22 protein-coding genes are annotated in these 19,562 nt (G+C 60.4%); 19 read left to right on the top strand and 3 right to left on the bottom strand.

From position 1 onward, the window contains the following. The 4 genes from AC07Z7_RS19180 to AC07Z7_RS19165 form a co-directional block, all read left to right on the top strand. On the top strand, positions 1 to 567 hold a 567-nt coding region (locus tag AC07Z7_RS19180), incomplete at its 5' end, for an ArsR/SmtB family transcription factor (protein WP_494767305.1). A gap of 49 nt (positions 568 to 616) precedes the next feature. Continuing rightward, a complete protein-coding gene (locus tag AC07Z7_RS19175) occupies positions 617 to 958 on the top strand; it encodes a DsrE family protein (RefSeq protein WP_207253311.1) in 342 nt (113 codons plus the stop codon). A 10-nt stretch (positions 959 to 968) separates the two neighbouring features. After that, positions 969 to 1,706, top strand: a complete 738-nt coding sequence (locus tag AC07Z7_RS19170) for an MBL fold metallo-hydrolase (RefSeq protein WP_494767304.1) — start codon at positions 969 to 971, stop codon at positions 1,704 to 1,706. Between the two features lie 3 nt (positions 1,707 to 1,709). Further along, positions 1,710 to 2,948: an MFS transporter gene (locus tag AC07Z7_RS19165; RefSeq protein ID WP_494767303.1), complete on the top strand. Its 1,239-nt coding sequence runs from the start codon at positions 1,710 to 1,712 to the stop codon at positions 2,946 to 2,948. Between the two features lie 338 nt (positions 2,949 to 3,286). On the opposite strand, the gene AC07Z7_RS19160 is transcribed toward AC07Z7_RS19165, so the two are convergent. The 3 genes from AC07Z7_RS19160 to mtnP all read right to left on the bottom strand — a co-directional run bounded on the left by AC07Z7_RS19160 (position 3,287) and on the right by mtnP (position 6,893). Continuing rightward, a complete protein-coding gene (locus AC07Z7_RS19160) occupies positions 3,287 to 4,144 on the bottom strand; it encodes a universal stress protein (RefSeq protein ID WP_494767302.1) in 858 nt (285 codons plus the stop codon). 10 nt (positions 4,145 to 4,154) lie between these two features. Further along, positions 4,155 to 5,633: a SulP family inorganic anion transporter gene (locus AC07Z7_RS19155; protein ID WP_494767301.1), complete on the bottom strand. Its 1,479-nt coding sequence runs from the start codon at positions 5,631 to 5,633 to the stop codon at positions 4,155 to 4,157. A gap of 393 nt (positions 5,634 to 6,026) precedes the next feature. After that, on the bottom strand, positions 6,027 to 6,893 hold the full coding sequence (gene mtnP / locus AC07Z7_RS19150) for an S-methyl-5'-thioadenosine phosphorylase (protein ID WP_494767300.1): 867 nt from the start codon (positions 6,891 to 6,893) through the stop codon (positions 6,027 to 6,029). A 132-nt stretch (positions 6,894 to 7,025) separates the two neighbouring features. Here mtnP and AC07Z7_RS19145 point away from each other — a divergent pair, with 132 nt between their 5' ends. From AC07Z7_RS19145 to AC07Z7_RS19075, 15 genes are all read left to right on the top strand, one after another. After that, entirely contained in the window at positions 7,026 to 7,496 is a 471-nt protein-coding gene (locus AC07Z7_RS19145; protein WP_494767299.1) for a hypothetical protein, read from the top strand. 12 nt (positions 7,497 to 7,508) lie between these two features. Then, positions 7,509 to 8,651: an FAD-dependent oxidoreductase gene (locus tag AC07Z7_RS19140; protein WP_494767298.1), complete on the top strand. Its 1,143-nt coding sequence runs from the start codon at positions 7,509 to 7,511 to the stop codon at positions 8,649 to 8,651. After that, positions 8,648 to 9,574, top strand: coding sequence for an HD-GYP domain-containing protein (locus tag AC07Z7_RS19135; protein WP_494767297.1), 927 nt, complete (start codon positions 8,648 to 8,650; stop codon positions 9,572 to 9,574). Before AC07Z7_RS19140 ends, AC07Z7_RS19135 begins: the two co-directional genes overlap by 4 nt. Next, entirely contained in the window at positions 9,571 to 9,804 is a 234-nt protein-coding gene (nrtS, locus tag AC07Z7_RS19130; protein WP_494767296.1) for a nitrate/nitrite transporter NrtS, read from the top strand. The genes AC07Z7_RS19135 and nrtS overlap by 4 nt, the downstream gene beginning before the upstream one ends. Then, positions 9,794 to 10,426: an RNA polymerase factor sigma-70 gene (locus AC07Z7_RS19125; RefSeq protein WP_494767295.1), complete on the top strand. Its 633-nt coding sequence runs from the start codon at positions 9,794 to 9,796 to the stop codon at positions 10,424 to 10,426. The genes nrtS and AC07Z7_RS19125 overlap by 11 nt, the downstream gene beginning before the upstream one ends. Next, positions 10,420 to 10,614, top strand: a complete 195-nt coding sequence (locus tag AC07Z7_RS19120; protein ID WP_494767294.1) for a zf-HC2 domain-containing protein — start codon at positions 10,420 to 10,422, stop codon at positions 10,612 to 10,614. Before AC07Z7_RS19125 ends, AC07Z7_RS19120 begins: the two co-directional genes overlap by 7 nt. Positions 10,615 to 10,707: 93 nt before the next feature. Further along, positions 10,708 to 11,625 (top strand): AraC family transcriptional regulator, encoded by a 918-nt coding sequence (locus AC07Z7_RS19115; protein WP_494767293.1) that lies wholly within the window; start codon positions 10,708 to 10,710, stop codon positions 11,623 to 11,625. 192 nt (positions 11,626 to 11,817) lie between these two features. Continuing rightward, positions 11,818 to 12,387 carry a carboxymuconolactone decarboxylase family protein gene (locus AC07Z7_RS19110; RefSeq protein ID WP_494767292.1) on the top strand — a complete coding sequence of 190 codons (570 nt, stop codon included), beginning with the start codon at positions 11,818 to 11,820 and terminating at the stop codon, positions 12,385 to 12,387. A gap of 42 nt (positions 12,388 to 12,429) precedes the next feature. Next, positions 12,430 to 13,125, top strand: coding sequence for a haloacid dehalogenase type II (locus AC07Z7_RS19105; RefSeq protein ID WP_494767291.1), 696 nt, complete (start codon positions 12,430 to 12,432; stop codon positions 13,123 to 13,125). A 125-nt stretch (positions 13,126 to 13,250) separates the two neighbouring features. Then, a complete protein-coding gene (arsS, locus tag AC07Z7_RS19100) occupies positions 13,251 to 14,234 on the top strand; it encodes an arsenosugar biosynthesis radical SAM (seleno)protein ArsS (protein WP_494767290.1) in 984 nt (327 codons plus the stop codon). Further along, complete coding sequence (locus AC07Z7_RS19095; RefSeq protein WP_494767289.1) at positions 14,234 to 16,405, top strand: dihydrolipoyl dehydrogenase family protein; 2,172 nt, start codon at positions 14,234 to 14,236, stop codon at positions 16,403 to 16,405. The genes arsS and AC07Z7_RS19095 overlap by 1 nt, the downstream gene beginning before the upstream one ends. A gap of 9 nt (positions 16,406 to 16,414) precedes the next feature. Continuing rightward, positions 16,415 to 17,473, top strand: coding sequence for a hypothetical protein (locus tag AC07Z7_RS19090; RefSeq protein ID WP_494767288.1), 1,059 nt, complete (start codon positions 16,415 to 16,417; stop codon positions 17,471 to 17,473). Beyond that, positions 17,470 to 18,141 (top strand): TIGR04283 family arsenosugar biosynthesis glycosyltransferase, encoded by a 672-nt coding sequence (locus AC07Z7_RS19085; RefSeq protein ID WP_494767287.1) that lies wholly within the window; start codon positions 17,470 to 17,472, stop codon positions 18,139 to 18,141. The genes AC07Z7_RS19090 and AC07Z7_RS19085 overlap by 4 nt, the downstream gene beginning before the upstream one ends. Next, entirely contained in the window at positions 18,138 to 18,779 is a 642-nt protein-coding gene (locus AC07Z7_RS19080; protein ID WP_494767286.1) for a TIGR04282 family arsenosugar biosynthesis glycosyltransferase, read from the top strand. The genes AC07Z7_RS19085 and AC07Z7_RS19080 overlap by 4 nt, the downstream gene beginning before the upstream one ends. Further along, positions 18,776 to 19,555: a DUF3047 domain-containing protein gene (locus tag AC07Z7_RS19075; protein ID WP_494767285.1), complete on the top strand. Its 780-nt coding sequence runs from the start codon at positions 18,776 to 18,778 to the stop codon at positions 19,553 to 19,555. Before AC07Z7_RS19080 ends, AC07Z7_RS19075 begins: the two co-directional genes overlap by 4 nt. Positions 19,556 to 19,562 lie beyond the last annotated feature (7 nt).

The raw sequence follows: 19,562 nt of genomic DNA, 5'->3' as shown, positions 1-19,562 counted from the left end.
CAAAGCGAGAAATCGGTCGATACCTTGGCCTCGCTGGCTGGTATCGACTTGCGCCTAGCCAGCGCGCATCTCAAAGCACTGCGGGAAGCCCGTCTGGTAGCAACCCGGCGCGACGGTCGGCACATCTACTACCGCCTCAGTGGTCAGGATGTGTCTCAACTATGGGTCGCCCTGCGGGAGACCGCTGAAGAGCATTTGGTCGAGCTGCGCGTTGCCCTGGAACAAATGACGTCTCAACCGGATACCTTGGTATCGGAGGGACGGGAGAGCCTGTTGGAAAAAGCGCGGCACGGAGAGATCGTCGTGATCGACGTACGGCCTTCCAGCGAATTCAACGCAGGGCATCTACCTTTTGCGCGCTCTATGCCGCTGGATGAGCTGGAAAAGCGCCTGGCTGATCTGCCTGCGGATCGCACCATCGTCGCTTACTGCCGGGGGCCGTTCTGCCTCATGTCCGATGAGGCAGTGCAGCTACTGCGCGCCCGTGGCTTCGTCGCCAAAAAAATCAGTGATGGCGTCAGTGAGTGGGCCGCCAGCGGCCTGCCTATCGAAACCTCCCCCCATTGAGGCCATCGAATCGGCACAACCCAGAGACACCGAAGAAAAGGAAGTCGCCATGCAAACCCTGTTCATCCTCAATGACGCGCCCTATGGGAGTGAACGTAGCTACAACGCCTTGCGGCTCGCCAAGGCCTTGGCGAAGCGCGAAGGTGAATCGGTGCGCCTTTTCTTGATGGGAGATGCAGTTGCGTGCGCCAAGGAGGGCCAGGAGGTGCCCCAGGGCTACTACAACGCCGGGGACATGGTGCGCATGGTCGGCGGTGAGGTTGGCTTGTGCAGTTCTTGCCTGGATGCCCGGGGGATCAAGGTGGACGAACTCATCGAAGGGAGCCACCGCAGCACTCTGAGCGAGCTGGCCGCCTGGACGGCGGAGGCCGACAAAGTTCTCGTTTTCTAAGGAGGCACCTATGTTCTTCAAGCAACTGGCTACCAAGGAGTCCTCCTTGTCGTACTTTTTCGGCTGCGCTGGACAGGCCAAGGCCATCGCGGTCGATGTGGTGGCTGGCGACGAGGATTGGTTCATGCAGGCGGCCCGTGAGGCCAACGTCGAAATCACCCACGTCATCGACACCCATGTCCACGCCGACCATTACTCGGGGGGGCGTTCGCTGGCCCAGAAGGTTCATGCCCCCTATTGCCTGCACGAGTCCAATCGCGGTCAGGTGCAGTACGACTTTCTGCCATTGCAGGACGGACAGCTGCTCGATGTCGGCAATGTCAAAGTCAAGGTTCTGCACACGCCAGGGCATACGCCGGACAGCCTGTGTCTGCTGGTCACCGACAAGCGGCGCGGTGAGGCTCCCTGGTTCGTCGTGACCGGCGACACCCTATTTGTTGGCGCCGTTGGTCGGCCTGACTTGGCTGGACAGGAGCAGCAGATGGCGGGTGTTCTCTATGACACCTTGCACACCAAGCTTCTGTCGCTCCCTGACGAAATCGAAATCTATCCGGGGCACCAGGCTGGCAGCGCCTGTGGCGCGGGCTTGTCTGGCAAGCCCTCTTCAACGCTGGGATTCGAGAAGCGCTGGAACCTGGCGTTGGCGATGGAGCGCGGTGCCTTCATCAGCTTCCTGACGCAAGAGATTCCCCCGCGTCCGGCCGCCATGGACGCGATGGTGCGTTTCAACCTCGGGTTGGAGGGCTGAACGATGCACACGGCCACCGTCCGCCTGGGGCTGCGCGAAAACTTGGGCCAGTTCTCTTTGCTGGTCCTGGTCAATGCCTTCGTTGGCGCGATGGTGGGCCTGGAGCGCAGCATTCTTCCGGCCATCGCCGAGCAAGAGTTCCACATTGCGGCGCGGGCGGCGATTCTGTCGTTCATCGTCGTCTTCGGTATCACCAAGGCGCTGACCAACTACTTTGCGGGACGGCTTTCCGACCGTTATGGCAGAAAGCACGTTCTGGTGGCTGGGTGGCTCGTTGCAGCCCCTGTGCCCTTCATGCTGATGTGGGCGCCCGATTGGAACTGGATCGTCGCGGCCAATGTGCTGCTCGGGGTGAGCCAGGGCCTCACCTGGTCCACTACCGTCATCATGAAGATCGATCTTGTGGGGCCCAAGCGGCGCGGCCTTGCGATGGGTCTCAATGAGTTTTCTGGCTACTTTGCAGTGGCGGGCAGTGCGCTTGCCACCGGCTGGCTGGCTTCTCACTACGGGCTGAGGCCGCAACCTTTCTACCTTGGTGTGGCCTATGTGCTGTTTGGCTTGGCGCTCTCGGTGCTGGCGGTCCGCGAGACCCGGCACTATGTGGCCCAAGAAGTGCGGACGCACCATGCCGGTCACGAAGTGGCACTGCCCAGCCAGGGGGAAATCTTCCGCCGCGCCTCTCTGACCGACAATAACCTGTCCAGCATCAGCCAGGCAGGACTCGTCAACAACCTCAACGATGGCATGGCCTGGGGGCTGTTTCCCCTGGTTTTTGCCGCTGCAGGCATGAACTTGGCGCAGATAGGCACGCTCGCCGCAATCTACCCGGCCGTCTGGGGGATGGCGCAGATTTTTACGGGAGCGCTGTCTGATCGCATCGGACGCAAACAACTGATCGTTTGGGGAATGTGGGTGCAGGCGGTGGGCGTTGCCGTCACCGCGCTGAGTGCTGGCTTTCTGGGATTCGGCTTTAGCGCTGTCCTTCTCGGGCTGGGCACCGCGATGGTCTATCCGACCTTGCTTGCGGCCATCGGAGATGTAGCACATCCCACCTGGCGTGCTTCGGCGGTGGGTGTGTACCGGCTCTGGCGCGATCTGGGCTATGCGGTGGGCGCGCTGTTGGCAGGTATCACTGCGGACCTTTTTGGGCTTGCCGCCGCAGTGTGGTTAGTCGCGGCCATCACCTTGCTGTCAGGCGTGATCGCCGCTGTGCGAATGAACGAAACACTTGCCTCTGAATAAGCATGAGTGAACACAACCCACAGAGGCCCAATGCCCTGTCGAAGATGCTGCGTGGCCCTGCGGGAGCTACGGCTGCAGGTGGAGGAAAACGGCAATGGACTGGGAGCGGCGTGAGAGCCGGAAATCATGAAGGGGCGTGAAAGCGGAATGCCTGATGAGGCGTAGTGGGTAGCGACCAACACCAAGCCTACCCAGCTTCTTGACATCCCCGTTGCAGCTGATATCGCATCCCCATATCGAATCAAGTGCCAACCCGCAAACGCGATCAATACCGCGCAAACCAGGAACTGAACCCAAACTGCACCCAAGGTATTCATAAAACGCGGTTTTGGACAACCTCAGCGCATGACCAGCACGGGCACTTTGCTCATGCGCAGCAGCGTCGTTGTCGTGCTCCCGATCACCAGGTGGCGGATGCGGGAATGCCCGTAGGCGCCCATGACCAGCAAGGCGGCGCCTTGCAACTGCGGCAGCTGAGGGAGTGCTTTGTCGGGATCCCCTGGCAGCAGCGCTGTCTCTACCTCAAACCTGGCTTCCTTCAGCAGACCCTTGGCCACGCCCAGCTGCGCCTGTGCCGCAGGTGTGCCTGTCGCACACATGGCCACCAACGCAGGCAATCCCTTGAGCATCGGGCTGCGGGCCACCGTCTCCACCATCTTCAGGGCCGTCGGGCTGCCGTCATAGGCGACAACGAAGCGCTCAGGCGGCGCGAAATGCTCTGCCGTCGCCACCAGAACAGGCCGCTTGATTGCTCGGATCACCCGCTCCGGGTGGTGGTCCAGATGCAGCCTGCTTCCAGCAGTCGCCTGGTAGTGCTCACCCAAAACGAACAGGCGGGCGTCGGGCTCCAGCTCGGCGACCGTATCCACGAAGTCGCCATGGCGCATGCGTCCATCCACTTGCTGCACCCCGAGGGCTGTGGCGCGCGCCTGGGCGCTGGCCAGCATCTGGCGCCCAGCCTCCTGGGCCAGTTTCCCCCGCTGCGCATCCAAGTCGCTCAGTTGCTGAAGCTGCATCTCTTGTGCACCCAGGCCAATGGCGCCGCTGAAGTCGGTGACCGCCGTGCTGTCCGGGTCACGCTCCAGCACATGCAGCAGCTCTAGCGGAACGCCCAGGCGATTGGCAGACCAGGCGGCCCAGTCCACCACGGCGGTGCTTGTCTTCAAACCATCAATACAGGCATAGACCTTGTTCATGGGTATCTCCTCAATGCATGAGTTGTTCAACAGCTCCGGGCTTGTCGTGGAGGGCAAAGCGGTCCACCAGCGTGGCACTGGCTTCGTTCATGCCGATCACTTCGACCTCGGTGCCCTCCCGGCGGAATTTGAGAACGGCTTTGTCCAGCGCACTCACGGCGGTGATGTCCCAAAAGTGCGCTCGGCTCACGTCGATGCGCACCGTGGGAACAACCTCCTTGAAGTCAAACCCGGCGATGAACGCTTCCGACGATGCAAAGAACACCTGACCCACCACGCGGTACACGCGTATCTGACCCCCGTCCTCACTGGTACTGTCCACGCGCAACACGCTGCCCACCTTGTGGGCAAAGAAAATGCCCGACAGAAGCACGCCCACAAACACCCCTTTGGCCAGGTCATGGGTGGACACGGTGACGACCACGGTGGCAATCATCACGATGGACGAGCTGGGCGGGTGCTCGCGCAGCTTGCGCACCGAATCCCAGCTGAAGGTGCCAATGCTCACCATGATCATCACGGCCACCAGCGCGGCCATGGGAATCTGGCTGACCCAGCGGCCCAGAAAAACCACCATCACCAGCAGCAGCGTGCCCGCTGTCAGCGCCGACAGGCGCCCACGCCCGCCCGACTTCACGTTGATGACCGATTGCCCAATCATCGCGCAGCCCGCCATACCGCCGATGAACCCCGTGGCAACGTTGGCCACACCTTGACCCATGCACTCGCGGTTCTTGTTGCTCGGGGTGTCGGTGAGGTCGTCCACGATGGAGGCCGTCATCATCGATTCGAGCAAGCCCACCACCGCCAGCGTGGCGGCGTAGGGGAAGATGATCTTCAGGGTTTTCAGGTTCAGCGGCACGTCGGGCAGCAGAAATACTGGCAGGCTGCTGGGCAACTCGCCCATGTCGCCCACGGTGCGGATATCGAGGCCCATCGCCATGGAGATGGCGGTGAGCACCACGATGGTCACCAGCGGCGAGGGAATTGCCTTGGTGATGTACGGAAAACCGTAAATGATGGCCAGGCCCGCTGCCGTCATGGCATACACCACCCAGCTCACGTTGGTGAGCTCCGGCAGTTGCGCCATGAAGATCAATATGGCCAGCGCGTTCACAAAGCCCGTGATCACGGAGCGCGAAACAAACCTCATGAGCGCGCCCAGCTTGAGCATCCCCGCCAGAATTTGCAGCACCCCGGTCAGCACCGTGGCCGCCAGCAGGTACTGCAGGCCATGCTCCTTGACAAGGGTCACCATGACCAGCGCCATGGCACCGGTGGCGGCCGAGATCATGCCGGGACGGCCCCCGGCAAAGGCAATGATCACGCAGATGCTGAACGAGGCGTAGAGCCCGACCTTGGGGTCCACCCCCGCAATGATGGAAAAAGCAATGGCCTCGGGGATGAGGGCCAGGGCAACGACGATACCGGCCAGCAGATCGCCCCGGATGTTGGCAAACCAGGTTTGCTTGATGGATGAAAAGTTCATAGGCATAGGAACGCGATCAGCGAGTGCTGATGCGTCTGGAAAGGAGAATGCACAAGAGATGGCACCACCGGGGCCGGATGCATGGCTCAGTGGTGAATGAGAAGCGCGAGGCGAACACCGCTGGAGCGGCGCCTCAGGAGGAAGGACTACGGCGGAGTCACCGAGCAGAAATACCCGAGTGGCAACTCACGGTTTGGCACAAAAACCGTTGCCTGGGAGCACTTTGAAATGGGGTCAGTCACCCGCAGATTGTAGACCGGCCCAAATCGCTGGTAAGCGTAGGGAAGACTGGTGGTGTTCGAGAGCGTCGATTTTCTCGCGACACATTCGCCCGTTCACCAATGGGCTTGGACACTGCCCTCCGCTGACGGTGATGGTCAGAAGCCAATGGGATCAACTCCAAAATGCCTTCAGGCGGCTTTGTACGTCAGGGGCCATGGACTCACGCCCGGTCACCAGCGCCGAATCAAGGGCAGTATGGGCCGCAGAAGTCGGCAGCTCCAGACCAAGGGTCTTGATGGTCTGCGCCGCTATCGCCTGAGCGTGGCCTGCGTTTTGCATCAGATTGGCAATCGCGGCATCGGCGGTCACATGGGCCTCCCTGGGGTGCCAACAGTCGTAGTCGGTCACCATGGCCAAGGTCGCGTAGGCCATCTGCGCTTCCCGCGCCAATTTGGCCTCTGGCATGTTGGTCATGCCAATCACGCTGGCACCCATGCTTCGGTACCAGTGTGACTCAGCCATGGTGGAAAACTGTGGGCCTTCGATGCACACATAGGTTCCCCCCCTGTGCAGGCGCACCTTGTCACTCAATCCAGCACCTGCCACAGAGCGCGCCAGCACGTCGGAGAGATTGGCGCAGATGGGTTGTGCCAAGGACGCATGCGCCACGGCGCCAGCGCCAAAGAAAGTGGTCTCTCTGCGCTTGGTCAAGTCGATGAACTGATCCGGCAGAACCATGTCGAGCGGACGCAACTCCTCACGCAGGGATCCCACTGCGGAGAAAGAAACCAAGTACCTCACGCCCAGTTGGCGCATGGCATGGATATTGGCGCGATAGGGCACCTCGGATGGAATCAGGCGATGGCCTCGACCGTGCCTGGCTAAAAAGGCCACGGAAGTGCCGTGAACTGTGCCGGTGACCAGGACATCGGAGGGCCTGCCATAGGGCGTTTCCATATCGTGTTCCTGTATGTCCTGCAAAGCGTCCATGTGGTAGAGCCCGCTTCCGCCAATGATCCCGATGAGGGCACGTGTCATATTGATACTCCAGGTTCTCTTTTGCTGTTTACGACGGTTAGTCGGCGCACCGATCACGTCTATTACAGCCAGATAAATCCAGCGGTGTAAGAGATATCGGGTCAGAAACGACAAACGGTTACTCACCACACTATGACGGAGCACCTGATGTCGAAAAATATCCTCTTGGCCAGGCCACACCCTTTCATCGTCGCTGAAATGAAGCCATTTTTGGAGGAAAACGGCTACACGCTTGCCAAGCTCGAAGCTATTGCCAACATGGCCACTCTCGCGCCCAAGGCGGGCGGGGCCGTCATTTCCATGGCACTCTCATCCTCCATTCCCGAATCCGCAGAGGACGTGTTTCAGCGGCTTCGCCATGCCGCGCCCACCGTCCCCGTAGTTTTCGCTTCCATGCTTTCCTTGGACAAGGCGCGACCCGGTCTGGAGCGTTTGGCTGCGCTGTGCAGCGTTCAGGCGAGCATTGTGGGCATCGATAACGAAGGCACAGCCTCACAATGGGGGCGTCCTGATACCTTCCTGTATTTCAGCAAGGACGATTTGGCCATTCCCGCGCGTCGCGCCATTGCAGCGCGGATTCTCAAGCGTCATTTCAACCAATAGATCGGCTCCACCATGAAACGGCTTGTCCTGGTCGGCGGTGGGCATGCGCATCTGTCGGTTCTGGAAGCCCTGGCTGCCAGGCGCCCACAGGGGATCGAGGTGACGCTGATTACTCCGACGCCTCAACAGAACTATTCAGGGATGCTGCCCGGCTGGATCGCAGGCCACTATTCGAAGTCGGCTTGTCAGATCGACCTGAGGCCCTTGGTGGCGGCTGCGCGGGGGCAACTCGTTGTAGATAGCGTGGTGGGCATGGATGCAGCGCGGCGCTGCGTTGGCCTCAGCGACGGCCGACATGTGCACTATGACTGGCTTTCCATTGATGTGGGCAGCGAAACGGCAACCTCCTGGCTGGAAGCGCTGGGGGAGAAACTGCTGCCGGTCAAGCCGCTGGACCAGTTTTTCGCCCGGTGGCCTGAGAAACTGGCCGAGGCGCAATTGAAAGGCTCGTTTCAGCTGTTGGTTGTGGGTGGCGGCGCCGCAGGCGTTGAGATCGCGCTGGCTGCGCAACACGCATTGCAGCAATCCGGGGTACATGCCACTGTGGATCTGGTGGCATCAGAGAGCGGTATTTTGCGAGGACACCATCGACGCGTGCAGGATCGCTTACTCGCCTACGCCCGGCGTGTTGGCCTGGACGTGCACTTCCAGAGGGCTGTGGGTACGGAGGATGGGGTCTTGTTGTCGGACGGTCAGGCCATGACGGCGGATCTGGTGATTGCCGCCACCGGTGCGCGCGCGCCCGTATGGCTGCAGCTGTCCCAGTTGGCACTGGACCCCGAGGGGTACATACTGGTCGATCAATACCACCGCAGTATCTCCCACCCGGATGTTTTTGCGGCCGGAGACGTGTGCGCACGGCCAGATGCCCACCTGTCTCGCTCAGGCGTGCATGCTGTCCGTGCAGGCCCGGTGCTGGCCAGCAACGTGCTTGCAAGTCTGGAGGGCGGTGCACTGCGGACATATACCCCAAAGTCCCGCTCACTCTACCTGCTTGCCTGCGGGCCACGCTATGCAGTGGCATCGTGGGGTTCTTGGTCTGCCGAAGGACGTTGGGTTTGGCGCTGGAAAGACTGGATCGACCGGCGATTTATTCAGCGGTTTTCACTGTCCGAGTTTGCCCCCACGGGCACCACCATAGAGAAGTCCACATGATCGGCTCAAAACAACTCAGTACGTGGTTGCGCGGATCTTCCGCAAACACTGCCCATGGCGCCCAACTGCTGGCCAGCCTGATGAGCATGGCCTGGTTTGTCGAGGCGAGAGACCCTTATACAGGCGGACACCTCTGGCGTGTCTCCCGCTACGCACGCTTGCTGGCAAAGGAGGCAGGCCTGCCACCAGACGAAGTGGCACGCATTGAACTGGGCGGCTTTCTGCATGACCTGGGCAAAGTGGGGATTCCGGACGCCATCTTGCGGAAAACTGATCGCTTGACCGATGAAGAATATGCCGTCATCAAGACGCATCCGGACGTCGGTCTCAGGATGCTTGCCGGGCACCCCCTCGCTGGACTGGTTCGAGACGCTGTGAACTTGCATCACGAGCGTCCTGACGGACGCGGCTACCCCCGTGGGCTTGAAGGGGATGCGGTGCCCCTCACGGCGCGCATCGTGGGCATTTGCGACGCTTTTGACGCCATGACCAGCCATCGCCCCTACAGGCCCGGCATGCCTCTTGAAAAAGCTCTCGACATCTTGATGCGCGAAAAAGGGGCCCAGTTCGATGAATCTCTGGCCACCCGGTTCGTTGCTCTGGGCGAAGCTGGTCGGCTCGCCCATGTGCTCGCACACAGCGACGAAGGCATTCCGCTGCAGTCTTGCCCTATGTGTGGCCCCACACTGGTCCTGCGGCGTGGGCAGGTTGCAGGGCAACGCATCTACTGTCGCAACTGCTCCGGAGAGTTTGAGCTGAACGCTTGCGAGACAGGGTTGCAAGCCCGCCCAACCGGTCGCCAAGGCTCTGCCATCGATCTGGAGCCTGAAGCGGATTTTGAGCTGATCCGGACCACCGTATCGGCAGCGGTGGCGAACTTGCCGATACTTGAGCTGCTTGACACATCGTTGGGACACGCATGAAACGGGGCATTCTGTCTTTGGCGTGCTCGCGAAAGATCGCGGGCAATGCGCTGCGGATCTCGCTTGTCGTGGGAACCGTTCTGAATCTCATCAACCAGGGCACGGCGATCCTCAATTGGTCCGGGATTTCCTGGGGGCATGTGTTGCTCAACTACCTTGTACCCTACTGCGTCGCCAGCTACAGCGCCGCCAAGAATGCATTGAGCGAACAGGACCGACATGACGTTTGAAAAATTGAAGGTGGAGGGGGTGGACGCACCCGTTGGTGCGCCCTCGATCACCGACCCGGAGTTGCTGAAGGCCTTGCGTCGTCAGATGCTGAAATTTGCGCAATTGCAGCTGGGCGACGAACAGTCCGCAGAGGATGCCGTGCAGGAGGCATTGATCGGTGCGCTCAAGAATGCAGCGGCATTCCGTGGCCATGCGGCGCTGAAAACCTGGGTATTTGCGATTCTCAAGAACAAGATTGCCGATTCGTTGAGGCAAAAGAAACGCCTGGGCGAAGCCAGCGCACTGATGCAGGAGCGCGAGGAGCAGGAAGACCTCCACGAGCTTTTCAACGCCAAGGGGTTCTGGGAGCCGGATGAACGTCCCGCAGCCTGGGGAAATCCGCAGGAAGCCTTGCACCAGAGCCAGTTCTGGAAGGTATTCGAAATCTGCCTGGAGGCCCTGCCAGGCCAGCAGGCCCGGGTTTTCATGATGCGGGAATACATTGAACTGGAGTCGGACGAAATCTGCGCTTCCGTCGGCATCTCCACATCCAACCTGAACGTCATCATGCACCGGGCCCGGCTTCGGCTGCGGGAGTGCTTGGAGAACAACTGGCATCAGACCAAGGGGCAACCATGCTGAATTGCCAATCGGCCACACGACTGGTGTCGGAAGCGCAGGAACGTCGCCTGTCGGTGCCGGAAAAAATGGGACTGAATGTGCACCTGATGATGTGTTCAGGTTGCCGAAATTTCAGCCACCAGATTCCATTTCTTCGCCAGGCCATGCGAGCATTCGCCCAAGGGGAGAACGAGAAGGTCACGAAATGACCCCCGCCGCCCTAGGTAACGGCCTCGCGGACCTTCGTCGTTTTCGGTCACATGGTCCATCCCGTGAGGCGTACCAAGACCTCTCCGGTATGCATGACGGTGAGCGTGATCGGAGCTTCCCGGTTCTCGTATCCCGCGTCGTCTATGGATAGCGTCACTCATCTCCTGAGCCATTTCACCTTGAGTGCAGGAGTGTTCTATACCGGCAACATTTGTGGCATCCACGACTTTCAGCAGGATGAACAGCGAGGGCATTTGCATCTGCTCAGAAGCGGCAACCTCCAAGTGATTGGTGTTCGCTCGTTTGATTTCACTATTTCCGAACCGACGCTCCTCTTTCTTCCTCGGCCAGACCGCCACAGACTGCTGACCGATGAGCAAACAGGGGCAGATGTCGTTTGCGGCACTGTTCAATTCGGCGGAGGCGGAAGCAACCCGATATCAGACTCATTGCCAGATGTGGTCTTGATAGAACTCCGGCACCTGTCTGGCGTTGGTGCGCTGCTGGACATGATGTTCGAGGAGGCCTTCGCTGACCACTGTGGCCGACAAGCCGTCATGGACCGGCTGTGTGAGATTCTGATCATTCGGCTGCTGCGCCACACCATTGCGCAAGGCCAAACGCAGGGCGGAACGCTGGCAGGACTGGCCGACCCGCGATTGCGCCGAGCGCTTGAAGCCATCCACGATGCCCCGGGCCACGACTGGACCCTGGAGTCGATGGCAGCACAGGCGGGAATGTCGCGCGCTCGTTTCGCAAGCCGCTTTCGGGAAGTGACAGGGGAAACGCCTGCCGAGTACCTGGCTTCCTGGCGCGTGATGAGCGCGCAGCGCTTGCTCAAAAAGGGGTTGCAGCTCAAGCGGATCGCCACGGATGTTGGCTACGGCAGCACCAGCGCCCTGGCCAGAGCCTTCACGCGAAAACTTGGATGCTCGCCCAGCGAATGGCTGCGCAATGAGCCAAATGAGCAAAGTAGCGCAGAGGTGGCAGCGCATGCCGCGAATTTCTGAACGATGAACACTTGAGGCCGAGGGGTATTGCAGTACAGACGACGCTGCCCGCATACAGCGACGTTCGGTATACCCAATGAGACTTTGGGTCGTCTTGGTCAGTGGATCGAGCCCTACGCTTACAACACAGCGAAGAGCTGTAGTTCCCTCGATTCCAAAGACTGCGACAGACATTTTCAGGAGCACATATCCATGTCCGCCACCCCTATCGTTCAATCGTTGAAGCCCATCGACCACGCCACCGCCGATGGTGTCCAAAAGGCAATTCTTGACAAGGCATTGAAACAGGTCGGCTTTATTCCCAACATGTATGCCAATATGGCCAATGCTCCCGCTGTGCTTGATACCTACCTGCACGGCTATGGTCTCTTCCGTAGCGAATCGGGCCTGAAGTCGGCCGAGCAGGAAGTGGTGTTTCTGGCCGTCAGCCAAGTCAATGACTGCAAATACTGCACTGCAGCTCACAGCATGATCGCCGACAAGGTGTCTGGCGTGCCGGCAGATGTGCTGAAGGCCATCCGCGAGCACGGGCCCATTCCGGATCCCAAGCTGGCCGCACTGCACGCAACCACGATCGAAATGGTCCAGACCCATGGCAGACCCAGTCCGCAAACGGTGCAAGCCTTCCTCGCGGCGGGGTATTCCGAGCGCGATCTCCTGTACATCGTGCTGGCAATTGCGGTGAAGACGCTGAGCAATTTTTCCAACCACGCCTTCGCCACAGAGCTGGATGAGAAATTTGCTGCCTACAAAGTGGCGTGATCGCAGGCCGGAAGCGTTCGCAGACTTTTAAAGGGACATGCCATGAACATCCAGGCCATCGCTTTCGACACGGGAGGGACAGTGCTTGATTGGCACAGCGGTGTCTGCCGGGTCCTCGCTGAGGTCGGAGCCGCGCACGGACTTGATCGTGACTGGCATGCCGTCACGAACGACTACCGGCGTCTCGTCATGCATAGCATCGTCGGCCAGGTGAAGCCTGCATTCAACATGGACGGCCTTCATCGCTCCTGTCTGGAAAAGGTGCTGGCCGACCATGGATTGCAGGCCTTCACAGGCCAGGAGCGTGACCAGGTCGCAAATGCGTGGCACAGCCTGTCCACGTGGCCTGATTTTCCAGCGGCGCTCGCGCAGCTGCGCTCCCGGTATCCCGTGGTTTCATTCACCATGCTGCCGTTGGCCCTGGTGGTCGATGTCTCGCGCAGGAACGGCATCACCTGGGATGCTGTGATCTCGTGCGAAATGATAGCCACGTACAAGCCGCACCCCCAGGCTTACATGCAGGCGGCATCCTGGATGAATCTAGATCCGTCAGACATCTTGATGGTGGCCTGCCATAACTTTGACCTGAACGCGGCCCGAGAGTGCGGGTTTCGGACAGCCTTTGTCCGCAGACCGCAAGAGTGGGGCCCGCCAGGCCCTCCCGATCCAACGCCTCACCCCGACTGCGACATCGTGGTGGATGACTTCGCCGCCCTTGCACAGCGCTTGACCGAGTAGTCATGTCAAGGACGGCCAAAGCGTTACATCGTTTGATATCCCGAGTGTAAGAAGCGCGGGGTTCGCGGCGACCAAAGGTGCAGTACGCGAGAACCGTCGCGCCCACGGAACAACCAAGGACGAACATGCACGCCACCTTGCCTTTGCTTGAAGCAACGACTTTCCCTGCCTTGAGCAGAGGCTCTTTGACCACTCTGCAGGTCAATCTTGGGTACCGCTGCAATCAGACTTGCGTGCATTGCCACGTCAACGCGGGACCGAACCGCACAGAAATGATGGACAGCACCAACCTGGAGTTGGTGATCGAGGTTCTGAAGGCACGGTCCATCCAAGTGCTGGATTTGACGGGCGGCGCCCCCGAGCTGCATGAAGAGTTTCGTGTGCTGGTACGCCAGGCGCGGGCTCTGGGCGTGCATGTCATGGACCGCTGCAATCTGACCATCCTGTTCGAACCGGGTCAGGAAGATCTGGCGCAGTTCCTGGCCGACCAAAAAGTCGAAGTCGTGGCATCTATGCCTTGCTACTCGCTGGAGAACGTGGACAAGCAACGCGGCAAGGGCGTGTTCGACAAGAGCATCGCTGCCTTGCAGCAGCTCAATGCCCTGGGATACGGCAAGCCCGGCTCAGGGCTCAAGCTCAGCTTGGTCTACAACCCGCAGGGTCCCTCGCTGCCGCCGGAGCAGCGCAAGCTGCAGGCGGACTACAAGCGGGAATTGTGGGAGCACTTTGGCATTGAGTTCGACGAACTTTTTGTCATTACCAACATGCCTATCCAGCGCTTTGGGTCCATGCTGATCTCCAAAGGCCAGTTCAACGGCTACATGCAACTGCTGCGCGAGAACTTCAGCCAGCCCAATCACGCAGCCGTCATGTGCCGCAACCTGGTCAGCGTGGACTGGCAGGGCTACCTCTACGATTGTGACTTCAATCAGCAACTCGGCCTTCCGCTGCCTGCAGAGGGCCCGCTGCGAATGGCTGCTAAGCCACACCTGCGAAATCTGCTGGAGCAAGACCCGATAGGTCGGCCGGTGCGCACCGCTGACCATTGCTACGGCTGTACGGCCGGACAGGGCAGCAGTTGCGGTGGTGCACTCAAGGCGGAGCAGTGATGCGGGCCGCCAAACGCCTTGCGCTCGTGGCGCTGGTCGTGGTGCTGGTGTGGGCATTTTTCGCAGCCGGTGGTCCGAAGTGGCTGTCGCTCGAAGGGCTTAAATCGGGTCTCGATCAATTTGCCGCATGGAAAAGCACATCCCCCGTTTTGTTCGGCCTGGGTTTCGGTGCGATGTACGTGCTGGTGGCGGCCCTTTCCCTGCCGGGCGCTGTCATCCTGACACTGGCCGCTGGCGCCATATTCGGCCTGTTCTGGGGCACCCTCATTGCGTCTTTTGCTTCCACCATCGGTGCAACTGTGGCGTTCTGGAGTGCGCGGTACCTGTTGCGCGATTGGGTGCAGGCGCGCTTTGGCGACAGGCTCAAGCCCATCAACGACGGTATGACCCGCGATGGCGCCTTCTACCTTTTCACGTTGCGTTTGGCCCCGGTCTTCCCGTTCTTTCTCATCAACCTGCTGATGGGCCTGATGCCCATCCGCTCGCTGACCTTCTACGGGGTCAGCCAGATCGGCATGCTGGCCGGCACTTTGGTGTACGTGAATGCGGGCACGCAGTTGGCGCGCATCGATAGCTTGGCTGGCATTGTCTCGCCGGGGGTCACGCTGTCATTGGTCTTATTGGGTGTGTTTCCGCTGGTTGCCAAGATGGTCCTGGGATACCTGCAGCGCCGCCGTGTCTATGCGCGCTGGACAAGGCCAAAGCACTACGACCGCAACCTCATCGTCATCGGCGCAGGGGCGGCCGGATTGGTGACGGCCTACATCGGCGCCGCCGTCAAGGCCAAGGTCACTTTGGTGGAAGCGCACAAGATGGGTGGCGATTGCCTGAACTATGGATGTGTGCCCAGCAAAGCGCTGATTAAAAGCGCCAAGTTAGCTACTCAGATGCGCCACGCGGACCAGTATGGATTGAGCGCCACGGTACCTGAGTTCAGCTTTCGGCAGGTGATGGCCAGGGTTCACGATGTGATTCGCACCATTGCGCCACACGATAGCGTGGAACGCTACGAATCATTGGGCGTGGAAGTGTTGCAGGGCTACGGCCGCGTGATTGATCCCTGGACGGTAGAGATTGAGGCCGCTGACGGCAGCAAGCAGCGCCTGACGACACGCAGCATTGTCATCGCCGCTGGTGCGCAGCCCTTTGTGCCGCCACTTCCTGGGCTGGATGAGGTCGGTTACCTCACCAGCGACACCTTGTGGGATGCGTTGGCCCAAAGAAATAGCGCTCCAGCGCGCCTGGTGATGCTGGGCGGTGGACCCATCGGCTGCGAACTCTCACAGAGCTTTGCGCGTCTGGGCTCCGCAGTAACGCAAGTCGAAATGGCGCCGCGCATCATGGCGCGTGAAGATGCCGAGGTATCTGAACTGGCACGCGCCTCCCTGACCCGCGATGGTGTGGATGTTCTCACCAGTCACAAGGCTCTGCGATGCGAACGAGAGGAGCGCGATGGTGTGGTGCACAAGTACCTCGTGGTCGAGCATGGGGGCCTGGAGCGGCGCGTGGAGTTCGATGACTTGATCTGCGCGGTGGGTCGAGTGGCCCGTCTGCAGGGATATGGCCTGGAGGCACTCGGCATTCCCACGCAGCGCACGGTGGTGACCAATGAGTACCTGGAAACGCTCTATCCCAACATCTACGCTGCCGGGGATGTGGCGGGTCCCTATCAGTTCACCCACACGGCTGCGCACCAGGCTTGGTATGCCGCCGTCAATGCACTGTTCGGACAGTTCAAGCGCTTCAAAGTGGACTATTCGGTCATCCCCTGGGCAACCTTTGTTGACCCGGAGGTGGCCCGTGTCGGTTTGAATGAACAAGATGCCAAGGAAAAAGGCATTGCTTACGAGGTCACACGCTATGGGATTGATGACCTCGACCGTGCCATCGCGGATGGAGCAGCGCATGGTTTCGTGAAGGTGCTGACGGTGCCAGGCAAAGACCGCATTTTGGGGGTCACCATTGTCGGAGAGCATGCAGGGGACCTGCTGGCCGAATTCGTGTTGGCCATGAAGCACGGGCTGGGTCTGAACAAGATTCTCGGCACCATCCACACCTACCCGACGCTCTCAGAAGCCAACAAATATGCTGCCGGTGAGTGGAAACGGGCCCACGCGCCACAGAAAGTGCTGGGCTGGCTGCAGCAGTACCACACGTGGCGGCGTACCTGAAAGAAAGTCATGGCGAGCATTCCCACGACTTCGGTCATCCTCGATCTACCGCAGGGGATGAGCAAAAGCGCCTTGCGCGCTGGACTTATGGCATCCAATATCCCGCCATTGGACATGCCGATGGATACGCAGGCACGTACTGCGCTTTTGCGGGATCTGGTGGCGCAGACCAATACCTATGTCTTCATCGACATCTCTGCGCTCCCAGGCGAGGAAAGACCCGGCCTCCTCGAATTGAACACGCTGATACCTCAGGGCGACTGCCGGGGCCGGGTCGTTCTGACGCGCCTAGAAGGCGGCCATGTCAGCCTGGCTGATCGTCAGTGGGCGCGGTCACTCGGGTTCGCCGATCTCTATGCTGAGTTCAGCATTACCGACTTTACTGGACCGTTGGGACAGGCGTTGCACGCCATGGGCATCCCGGTTGACCAGTTGGCAATGACCAACACAATGAATGCCATCGTCGGCGAAACCAAGGCGTCGAACCCTCGGGACCGCCTGCGACGCCTGACGGGACTTTCTGCTGAGACTTTGACGCAAAGGTTGCGCGATGTCATTGATGTCCGTGACCGGACTTTTAGGTTCAGGACCTATCCGCAATGCTTTATCGGCGAAGAAGCCGCCGCGACGATTGCCAGAACCTTTCACTGTTCCCTGGTGCAAGCCGTTTCATTGGGGCAAGACCTCGGGGCGCTTGGCCTGTTGGAGCATGTCACGGGTGATCATGCGTTCGAGAACGCGCATTTGTACTTCCGATGGGGCGTTTCAGATGTCGTGGACCGCCTGCACCTTGGGCAAATTCACGCCGAGCTGACCGCAACAGAGGGCGTCCCGGTAGCGGATCGGTCCTATCTGGGCACAAGCTATCCCCGATGCTGGATTGGTTCTGAGGCCGTGGACTGGCTGTCCAGGCGCTACCAACTGAGCCGACATGACAGCATGATCGTCCTGCATCGGCTCGCTCAATTTGGCCTGGTCGAGCATGTTTTGCAGCAGCATGCTGTCAAGGATAGCGGTCACTTCTATCGATTCACTCAGGCCAGCGACAGGGAGAGAGCTATCCCATGAAACTCTCAGTCATTGTTCCTGTCCTCAACGAAGCGGCGAATCTGCCCGGGTTGTGCGACCATCTTATGCTCCTGTCGCGCCAAGGCGCAGAGGTGATCTTGGTCGATGGAGGTAGTGAGGACGGAAGTTCAGCATTGATCGAATGCCTGGGGTTTCGACTGATCCGCGCGCCACGGGGCCGTGCCCTGCAAATGAATGCAGGCGCCGCCGTCGCGAGCGGCAATGTATTGCTGTTTCTGCACGCCGATACCCGTTTGCCCTCATCCGCCTTGCAACTCGTGACCAGCCAGGTGAAGTCCGCCATGGCCTGGGGGCGGTTTGATGTCGTCATCGACGGCGAGCCCACCATGCTGAAGGTGGTGGCCTGGCTGATGAACCGGCGCTCGCGCATCACTGGCATTGCGACGGGGGACCAAGCCCTGTTCATGACCCGTGCCGCCTTTGACGCCGTGGGAGGCTTCCCCCAGCAGCCGCTCATGGAAGACATCGAAATATCCCGCCGCTTGCGTCGTTTTGTGCCCCCCATCTGTCTGACCGACAGGGTGCACACATCGGGTCGCCGCTGGGAGCAGCGCGGGCTGTGGCGCACCATTTTTCTGATGTGGCGCCTGCGATGGGCCTACTGGCGGGGCGTCCCCGCAAGCCAACTCGCAAAGGCCTACCGATGAAACCGGTGCGCATTGTCATCATTGCCAAGGCACCCATCCCCGGCTTTTGCAAGACCCGGCTGATTTCAGCCCTAGGGGAGACTGGCGCAGCGCAGCTTGCACGGCGCATGCTCGTTGAGGCGGTCCATGCAGCACTCGCGGCGCGGGTGGGGGCCGTGGAACTCTGTGTGACTCCCGCCTTGGGTGAGTATGACTGGAGCGCACTGGGATTGCCGGATCAGCTGGCATGGTCGGAACAAGGCCAAGGGGACTTGGGGGCACGCATGGCCAGGGCGGCCCAGCGCGTGACGCTCGAAGGCTCCTCAGTGCTGTTGATTGGCACCGACTGCCCGGCGCTTGACAGTGGCATGCTGCAGCGCGCCGCAGCGGCCTTGCACGACCACCATGCATCGCTCGTGCCTGCAGAAGATGGCGGCTACACCTTGTTGGGCCTGAGAAGCTTTGATCGGACGCTGTTTGACGACATGCCGTGGAGTACCGCTGACGTCGCTGCTGAAACTCGGCGCCGCATTGCGCGGCTGGGCTGGCGGCTGAGCGATCTACCCCCCTTGCCTGACATCGACGAGCCGCAGGACCTGGCGCGACTTCCCGCTTCATTTCGTAAAGATCTGCCAGAGCACCTTTGGAGCACGCCATGACACGCCCACCTCAATTCGCCTTGCATAAAGGAGCAACTCTCGGCTTCCTGCCGTTGCTTGCGTTGGTCACCTGCGCAGCAGCCGCCCCCGTCCCAGTAGGGAACTTTGCAAGCGATACGGAGGCGCTGCCTGCTCCCTGGCAACTGGTCCAGTTCGACCAGCGCGTGCCAGCCACGCGCTACCGTGCGTTGCGCTGGGACGGGCGCGCTTCCGTGGAAGCCATCGCCAATGCCAGCATGGCACTCCTCGCGCGACCACTCGAAATCGATTTGCAGGCCACGCCGGTGCTGTGCTGGTTGTGGCGGACCGAGAGTTCGCTGCAAAAAGCGGATATCTACCAAAAAGCGGGCGACGACTATGCGGCGCGGGTGTATGTCACTTTTTCTCTCCCTTCGCAGGCCTTGGACCTCGGCCTTCGCATGAAACTGGCGTTGGGGCGCAGCCTGTACGGCGCCTCGGTTCCGGATGCGGCTGTCAACTACGTCTGGGACAACAAGCATCCCGTTGGCACCCGCGCTTTCAACGCCTACACAGATCGTGCAGCCATGGTCGTTCAGCGCTCTGGAAGTGAGCAGATGGGCCAGTGGGTGAGCGAGCGCGTCAACGTCCTGGCGGACGCCACAAAGGCATTCGGACCGCTACCGTTCAAGGCAAGGCAATTGGCCGTTGCATCTGACACGGACAACACGGGTGAGCAGGTCCGAGCAGGGTTTGCCGAACTGCACTTCGTGCGCGCCGACGAGCCCTGTCAGTTCTCGGGCGCGGTAGCCCCATAAATCATGG

The organism is Acidovorax sp. GW101-11A03, from assembly GCF_059424825.1.
The sequence above is the reverse complement of the archived record's forward strand: the minus strand, read 5'-3'. Positions and strand labels throughout refer to the sequence as shown.